Genomic DNA, 7,321 nt, shown 5'->3' with positions numbered 1-7,321 from the left:
CAAGCGCTCCGATAACTCTGATACGATTCAGTTCCTTTCGTAACAATGTCATTCGCTCCTGTTTCATGGATGCTATTATCTCAGAGTGACATTTTCCTGGAACAGTTATGGGGGACTTTATCACTGAGCAACGATAGCAACAAAATTGGGTCTTGACAGATAACGCCACTTCAGTTACTATTTTAATGAATAAATTCATGCAGAATTTTATTTTGAATTAAATAATTCATTCTTTTGTTCAACCACAGGGGATAGGGAAAGTCCAAAAGTCGAATTTTGAACACCACATCTTTTCAGAACCTAGAACAGGAACACGAATCGGTGGAGCTGTCAGCACTCGCGACAGCACCTTTTCTGAGGAGGATTCAATCAACGATGGAGAAGCGAGTATTGACCGGGACGCATTTTATGCTGGGCAACTACGCCGCTGTTGAAGGAGCTCTCGCGGCCGGCTGCAACTTTTTTGCTGGTTACCCGATCACCCCGGCGAACGAGGTTTCGGAGAGAATGGCGCGGCGTCTTCCGGCAGTAGGTGGAGTCTTCCTTCAGGGAGAGGACGAGCTGTGTTCCATCTATGCCGTAACGTCCGCCTCCCTTGCGGGGGCCAAGCCGATGACGGCCACGGCCAGCGCGGGATTCGACTATTTTATGGAAGGATTCGAGTACGGCATAGCGATTGAGGCACCGATGGTCGTTCTTGATGTCATGCGTTGTCGTGGCGAAAACTTCGCAACGCAGGACGATGTGATGCAGCTTCGCTGGGGGCCTGCAGGCATCCACGAGATGATTGTTCTCGCGCCGTCGTCCGTGCAGGAGATGTTCGACTATACAATCAAAGCATTCAACCTTGCTGAAGAGTACCGCGCGCCAGTTGTCGTCATGTCGGAAATGACAATATCGTTGATGCGCGAGAGGCTCGTCATCCCCGAGGAGAAGGACATTCAAGTCGTGAATCGCAAGTGGACCACGGACACGCCGGACGACTACAAGCCGTTCATGAGTGATAAGGAGTACGGCGTGCCCGATTTTGCTGGACTTGGACGCGGCTACCACACAATCTATTCCATCAACCCGCACGACGAGTACGGCGGAATCGACTGGAGCCCGCAGATTTACGAGAGGCTCTACAAGAGGATTGCCGGCAAAATTACAGAGAACAGGGACAAAATTGTCCAGGCGGAGCGTTTTGACCTTGACGACGCGGAGATTGCCCTCATCGCGTACGGCAGTGAGGCCCGTCCGGCGCGCGAGGCCGCTTTGATGGCGCGTGAGCGCGGAATCAAAACCGGCGTTTTAAAACTCGATACAGTCTGGCCCGTGCCGGACAAGGCCATCGCCGAAGTCGCTCAGAACTGCAGAAAGGTGTTCTCTGTCGAGATGAACATGGGGCGCTATGCCACGGAAATCGAGCGAATCTGCGCAGTCACGACGCGCGGCAAATGCGAGACAGGGCGCATTGACTGCGACAGGGGTTCTGGACATTCGGTTGAAGAGATTCTTCAGTTCCTGCTGGAGGCGTAGAGCGATGGACAAAAAGATCAATCCTCTTCGTAAATACCTTCGTGAGGAAAAACTGCCTCACTTTTTCTGCCCCGGCTGCGGCTGTGGACAGGTGCTCACGTCGTTCCTTCGCAGCGTGGACGCTCTCAATATTGATCTGAACACGATGGTGGCCGTGGCAGGCGTCGGTTGCACGGCGCGCATTCCTGTGTATATGAATGTTGACATGCTTCATGGAGTCCACGGCAGAACTCTTCCGTGGGCCACTGGAATCAAGCTGCACTATCTGGAAACGCGCGTCGTCGTCTTTGCAGGCGACGGAGACTGTGCTTCCATTGGTGGAAACCATCTGATTCACGCCTGCCGGAGGAACCTTGATGTTCTGATGGTTGTCGTGAACAACTTCAACTTTGCGATGACCGGCGGACAGGTGGCCCCGATGACGCCGGCGCACAGCGTCACGATGACGACTCCCTATGGCAGCGGTGAACCGCCGTTTGACATCTGCAAGATGGCCGAGGCGGCCGGCGCGACATATGTGGCGCGCGCCAGCACGACAAATCTGCCGCTCCTTGATCAGCTTTTTAGGAAAGGGCTTCAGCACAAAGGATTTGGTCTGCTCGAAGTCATCTCCCAGTGTCCGACGCACTACGGCCGCTACGCTCTGAACACGGGCGACGCTGTCAGGGTGCAGGACTGGATGCGCTCCCGCTGCGTCCTCAAGGCCCAGGCGGAGAAAAAGGCGCCGGAGGAGCTTGTGGGCAAATATGTTCTTGGCGAGTTCGTGAACACGCAACGCCCCATTTTCGAGGGCAGTAGCGTTTATAAAGAAATGGAGGATTAAAAGATGAAGGTCAGCATTCGCCTGTGTGGTTTGGGCGGACAAGGTGTCATCCTTTCCTCCGTTCTTCTTGGACAGGCTGCTGTTGTGGAGAAAGGACTGTATGTCTCGCAGACACAGTCCTATGGTTCCGAGGCTCGTGGCGGTCAGTGTCAGTCCGAACTGATGATTTCCAACGTGCCGATTCTGACGCCCAACGCACGGCAAAACGACATCCTGATCGCGATGTTCCAGACGGCCTACAACAGCTACATCTCCTCCCTCAAGGAAGGCGGCTCTCTGTACGTCGATTCAGAGCTTGTGAAGGATCTTCACAACGTGCCGGCAGGCGTCACGGTCTACAAAGCGCCGTTCACGCAGGAGGCCATCGCTCTGGGCAGCCAGATGGCGGCGAATATGGTTATGCTTGGTTACTTCGTCCAGAAGACGGGCCTCATCGACCTGGATCATCTGAAAGCCGCGCTGAGGGGTGCCGTGAAGAAACGCTGGTTGCCCCTGAACATGAAGGCCGTGGATAAAGGTGCCGAGATGGCGCGGGACTGAGGCGGCAGCATGAAACTGTATGAGTTTGAAGGAAAACGCCTTCTGAAGGAATTTGGCGTTCCAGTGCTGTCGGGACAGCTGGTTCTTCGAGATTCGGCGCTGCCTGAAGCGCCTGTCGTCCTCAAGGCGCAGACCCTATCGGGGGGGCGCGGCAAGGTGGGGCTCGTGCAGATCTGCCGCGACGCGGACGCTCTGTCGGCTCAGGCGGCGAAGCTGTTTGACGCCGTTCACAAGGGAGAAAGGATCACAGCCCTGTGGGCTGAGAAGCCGGTAAATGTGCGGAAGGAATACTACTGCTCCGTCACATACGACGGCGAAACGGGCGTTCCTCTCCTCGTCGCCAGTGGATCCGGCGGCGTAGAGGTCGAAAGGACGGCTACTGAGCGTCCCGACGCGATCCTGAAAATGCCGTTTGACATTTTTTATGGTCCCGCTGACTATCAGTTCCGTCAGATCGCCGCCTTTATCGACGCGAATCGCGTCAAGGAACTGACGGCCATTCTGCGGAACGTGTACCGCATGTGGCGCGAGAGCGGCGCGACGCTGGTGGAGATCAACCCGCTCGCTCTGACGGACGAGGGCGTGATCGCCCTTGATGCGAAGTTCGAGCTTGACGACGCGTCGGAGAAGTGTCACAAGGAACTTTTTGCCGGCCTGAAAGACGAGCAGCATAAACTGTTTGGCCGCGTTTTTCGCGAGAGCGGCGACACGATGACCTACGTCCAGCTTGACGGTTCTGTCGGCCTGATTTCAGACGGCGCCGGCACGGGAATGCTCGCTCTAGATCTGATGAACGACGAAGGTGCCGCGGCAGCGGATTTCTGCGAGATGGGTGCCCTGACGAGCGCGGATGTGATGTACGACGCGCTTGACAAAGTTCTGACAAAAAATCCTGATGTGAAGAGCGTCCTTGTCGTCCTGATCGGTGGTTTCAACCGCATGGATGAGATGGCCGAGGGCATTGTCCGCTATCACGACGAGAAACATCCGAAAGCCCGACTGATCGTCAGGCTGTGCGGTACGATGGAGGACGAAGGAAAGAAGATCATGGCCGACGCAGGACTGGACGTCTACAACGACCTTCCGTCAGCCGTGAGCGACGCCGTGAAAGCGTCGCGGGGGGAGGCGTAGCGATGTCCATCCTGATTGACAAAAGCACGCGCCTTCTTGTGCAGGGAATCACAGGCACATCCGGTCGCCTTCAGACGGAAACGATGGTATGCTATGGCACGAATGTCGTCGCCGGCGTCACGCCGGGCAAAAAAGGGCAGACTGTGTGCGGCGTTCCAGTGTTTGACTATGTGTCTGAGGCAGTCGAGGCGGCGAAGCCGAATGCGGCAATCAGTTTTGTTCCTCCGCTTGGTGCCAAGGACGCGGCCATCGAAGCCATGAACAGTGGCATCAAACTCCTTGTGTTGACAATGGAAGGCATTCCCGTTCAGGATGTTCTCGAAATTTTTGCCTACGCGAAGGCGCGCGGTGTCCGTGTCGTGGGCCCTGGAACAGCCGGCGTGATTTCGCCTGGACGTTGCAAGGTCGGCGCGCATCCCGCCATGATGTTTGCCGAAGGACCTGTAGGTGTCGTGTCCAAAAGCGGCGCTCTCTCATACGAGACAGGCAAGATGCTGACGGAAAACGGTCTCGGTCAGAGCACAGTCATTGCCCTCGGCGGCGGGCCTCTGTGGGGAACGACTCATCTTGACGTCGTGAAGCTCTTTAACGAGGATCCTGACACTAAACTGATCGTACTGCTTGGCGAAATTGGAGGAACGCTTGAGGTCAAGGCCGCCGAATACATCAAAACACACGTGCACAAGCCTGTTGTCGCAATGATTGTCGGCCGTTCAGCGCCGGAAGGGAAGTCCCTCGGCCACGTGGGCGCGATTGTCCGCGGCAACCTGGGAACGGCGCAGTCTAAGATCGCCGCTTTGGAAGACGCGGGAGCGCATGTCATGTATTCCATGGTAAAGCTCGTTGGGACAACTCAGCGACTTTTGGGGAGGTAACCGAAATGGCGGTTTATGTAGACGGTAATCTCTGTAAAGGGTGCAGGCTCTGTGTCGCCGCCTGCCCGAAAAAGGTAATGCAGATGACGTCCGAGGTCAACAGGAAGGGCTTCAACGTCGCAGCTGCCGTTGGCGTCGAGAATTGCATCAAGTGCGGACTCTGCGAGCGTACATGCCCGGACTTTGCGATTCATGTTGAGTAGACGTAAAAACGTGACAGGAGGAGATTACGATGGGTGAACTGCTGTCGACAAGAGTGCGCGGAATCAGTCCATCGGCCACGGAGCAGACCTCTGCGCTTGCGAACAGAATGAGACGCAAAGGCATAGACGTCCTGTCCTTTGCGCAGGGCGAGCCAGACTTCGATACGCCGGACAATATCAAGCAGGTCGCAATCAAGGCGATTCGGGAAGGCTTCACGAAATACACGGACGTGCCCGGCATTCCCGCCCTGCTTCAGGCCGTGCAGACAAAGCTAAAGCGCGCCAACGGCGTCGAATACGACATGTCTGAAATTGTTGTCAACAACGGCGGCAAGCAGGCGCTGTACGAGGTCTTTCAGGCTCTCTGCGAGCCTGGCGACGTCGTGCTGATCCCGACGCCCGGCTATGTCAGCTATGTCGAGCAGATCAAACTGACCGGCGCGGAGCCCGTGTATGTTCCTTCGCGCGAGGAGGACGGCTTCAAGCTGACGGTCGATCAGGTGAAGACCGCGTGGACCCCCGCTGTCAAGCTGTTCGTGATGAACTCCCCGTGCAACCCGACGGGTGCGATGTACACTGCCGACGAACTGCGCGCTATTGCGGAGTTCCTCGTCTCGAAAGGCGTCACTCTGATTGCAGACGAAGTGTACGAGAATTTCGTATACGACGGCGGGAAGAGCGTCTGCCTCGCGTCGCTGTCGCCTGAAATCAAGGCACATACGGTGATCGTGAACTCCCTTTCCAAGACCTACGCGATGACAGGCTGGCGTGTCGGCTATGCCGCTGGGCCAAAGGACATCATCTCTGCCGTCATCAATTTGCAGGGGCACGTTTCGGGTAACATCAACTCAATTGCTCAGAAAGCTGCTATTGAGGCGCTTCTCGGGCCGCAAGACTCCGTTTTGAAGATGCTTGCAGAGTTTGCGCGCCGCCGCGAGTACATGTACTCCCGCATCTGTGCAATGCCACAGCTTTCGTGCGTCAAGCCTGAGGGCGCGTTCTATATGTTTGTAAATGTTAAAAAGATCTTTGGAAAGTCATACGACGGCGTAACGATCGCCACTGACATTGACGCGGCAAAGTTCTTCATTGAAAAAGGCCATGTGGCCGTCGTGCCTGGCGCTGCATTCGGCTGTCCAGGGTATGTGCGCCTAGTCTTCGCCAAGTCCATGGACATGATTCGCGAAGGTATGGATCGCATGGAGAAGGCTTTGAAAGCCCTGTAGTTTTCGGAGGCGAACGGTTCATGCTTGATGAATTGAAAGGTGCGCGCGTTCTTGTTGAAACGTGCGGCGCGCTGAAGCCTGGGGAAAACGTCGTCGTCGTGACGGACTCCGAAAAAAAGGACATCGCCGACCTGATTGCCGGCATGTGCGTCGCGTACGGCGGCAATACCGTCAAGGTCTGCATGACGCCCCGAAGTGGGCACAGGGAAGAGCCGCCCGAAGCTGTGGCGCGCGCCCTGATCGGCGCGGATTTGATTATTGCCGTCACGACGTTTTCTCTGTTCCACTCCGCTGCCCGTATCAAGGCGTGCCAGAGCGGCGCACGCTGGGTGAATGCCGCAGCCTATACGCGCGAAATGTTGAAACACGGCGGCCTAATGACAGACTTCAGGAAGCAGCGCAAAATTGCCGAGGCGGTTGCGGCGCGTCTGACAAAGGCGAACGACGTCCACGTCACGACGACGGCGGGAACGGACATTTCGTTCTCGATTGCCGGCAGAACGGCCATTGCCGAGGGCGGCATTTCCGACCAGCGCGGCATGATCAACTCCCCGCCTGACATTGAAGTGTGCATCGCGCCTGTCGAGGGCACGGCAAAAGGCGTCATCGTGATTGACGGGAGCATTGTCCAGCCCGGGCTTGGCCCGCTGACGAACACCGTGACTGTTGACGTGGAAAACGGGAGCGTGACAAACGTCAGAGGCGGTGCGGAAGCGAAAATTTTCAGCGATCTTCTCTCCGCCGCAAACGACCATGGTGTGTATAATATTGGCGAGTTCGGCATCGGCCTGAACCCGAACTGCCGCCTGTGCGGTAGTATGCTTGAGGACGAAGGCGTGTACGGAACAGCTCATTTCGGCATTGGCGACAACCACACGATGGGCGGTGTTGTGGACGCGAAACTTCATTCCGACTCTATCTTCTGGCACCCGACGGTTGTCGTGGACGGCGAGACGCTGATCATGGACGGAGAACTCTGCGAGCTCGCGTAAAGGAGGTTTC

General features: G+C 56.4%; 8 protein-coding genes. All 8 read left to right on the top strand.

Going from position 1 to position 7,321, the window contains the following annotated elements:
• Positions 1-375 precede the first annotated feature (375 nt).
• From FYJ74_RS01855 to FYJ74_RS01820, 8 genes are read left to right on the top strand one after another with little or no spacing between them, the layout of a single operon-like run.
• Entirely contained in the window at positions 376-1,521 is a 1,146-nt protein-coding gene (locus FYJ74_RS01855; protein WP_154527912.1) for a transketolase C-terminal domain-containing protein, read from the top strand.
• Positions 1,522-1,525: 4 nt separating this feature from the next.
• Positions 1,526-2,344, top strand: a complete 819-nt coding sequence (locus tag FYJ74_RS01850) for a thiamine pyrophosphate-dependent enzyme (protein ID WP_154527911.1) — start codon at positions 1,526-1,528, stop codon at positions 2,342-2,344.
• Between the two features lie 3 nt (positions 2,345-2,347).
• Positions 2,348-2,884 (top strand): 2-oxoacid:acceptor oxidoreductase family protein, encoded by a 537-nt coding sequence (locus FYJ74_RS01845; RefSeq protein ID WP_154527910.1) that lies wholly within the window; start codon positions 2,348-2,350, stop codon positions 2,882-2,884.
• Between the two features lie 9 nt (positions 2,885-2,893).
• Positions 2,894-4,015 (top strand): ATP-grasp domain-containing protein, encoded by a 1,122-nt coding sequence (locus FYJ74_RS01840; protein WP_154527909.1) that lies wholly within the window; start codon positions 2,894-2,896, stop codon positions 4,013-4,015.
• 2 nt (positions 4,016-4,017) lie between these two features.
• Positions 4,018-4,890 (top strand): succinate--CoA ligase subunit alpha, encoded by an 873-nt coding sequence (gene sucD / locus FYJ74_RS01835; protein ID WP_154527908.1) that lies wholly within the window; start codon positions 4,018-4,020, stop codon positions 4,888-4,890.
• 5 nt (positions 4,891-4,895) lie between these two features.
• A complete protein-coding gene (locus FYJ74_RS01830) occupies positions 4,896-5,093 on the top strand; it encodes a 4Fe-4S binding protein (RefSeq protein WP_154527907.1) in 198 nt (65 codons plus the stop codon).
• A 29-nt stretch (positions 5,094-5,122) separates the two neighbouring features.
• Positions 5,123-6,319, top strand: a complete 1,197-nt coding sequence (locus tag FYJ74_RS01825) for a pyridoxal phosphate-dependent aminotransferase (RefSeq protein WP_154527906.1) — start codon at positions 5,123-5,125, stop codon at positions 6,317-6,319.
• A gap of 20 nt (positions 6,320-6,339) precedes the next feature.
• Positions 6,340-7,311, top strand: coding sequence for an aminopeptidase (locus tag FYJ74_RS01820; protein ID WP_154527905.1), 972 nt, complete (start codon positions 6,340-6,342; stop codon positions 7,309-7,311).
• The last annotated feature ends 10 nt before the right edge of the window (positions 7,312-7,321 follow it).

The organism is Pyramidobacter porci (assembly GCF_009695745.1).
Classification (GTDB): domain Bacteria; phylum Synergistota; class Synergistia; order Synergistales; family Dethiosulfovibrionaceae; genus Pyramidobacter; species Pyramidobacter porci.
The sequence above is the reverse complement of the archived record's forward strand: the minus strand, read 5'-3'. Positions and strand labels throughout refer to the sequence as shown.

Excerpts from the sequence above, each read along its gene's own strand:
- FYJ74_RS01855 (WP_154527912.1), top strand. The coding sequence starts at position 376 with ATGGAGAAGCGAGTATTGACCGGGACGCATTTTATGCTGGGCAACTAC.
- FYJ74_RS01850 (WP_154527911.1), top strand. The coding sequence starts at position 1,526 with ATGGACAAAAAGATCAATCCTCTTCGTAAATACCTTCGTGAGGAAAAA.
- FYJ74_RS01845 (WP_154527910.1), top strand. The coding sequence starts at position 2,348 with ATGAAGGTCAGCATTCGCCTGTGTGGTTTGGGCGGACAAGGTGTCATC.
- FYJ74_RS01840 (WP_154527909.1), top strand. The coding sequence starts at position 2,894 with ATGAAACTGTATGAGTTTGAAGGAAAACGCCTTCTGAAGGAATTTGGC.
- sucD (WP_154527908.1), top strand. The coding sequence starts at position 4,018 with ATGTCCATCCTGATTGACAAAAGCACGCGCCTTCTTGTGCAGGGAATC.
- FYJ74_RS01830 (WP_154527907.1), top strand. The coding sequence starts at position 4,896 with ATGGCGGTTTATGTAGACGGTAATCTCTGTAAAGGGTGCAGGCTCTGT.
- FYJ74_RS01825 (WP_154527906.1), top strand. The coding sequence starts at position 5,123 with ATGGGTGAACTGCTGTCGACAAGAGTGCGCGGAATCAGTCCATCGGCC.
- FYJ74_RS01820 (WP_154527905.1), top strand. The coding sequence starts at position 6,340 with ATGCTTGATGAATTGAAAGGTGCGCGCGTTCTTGTTGAAACGTGCGGC.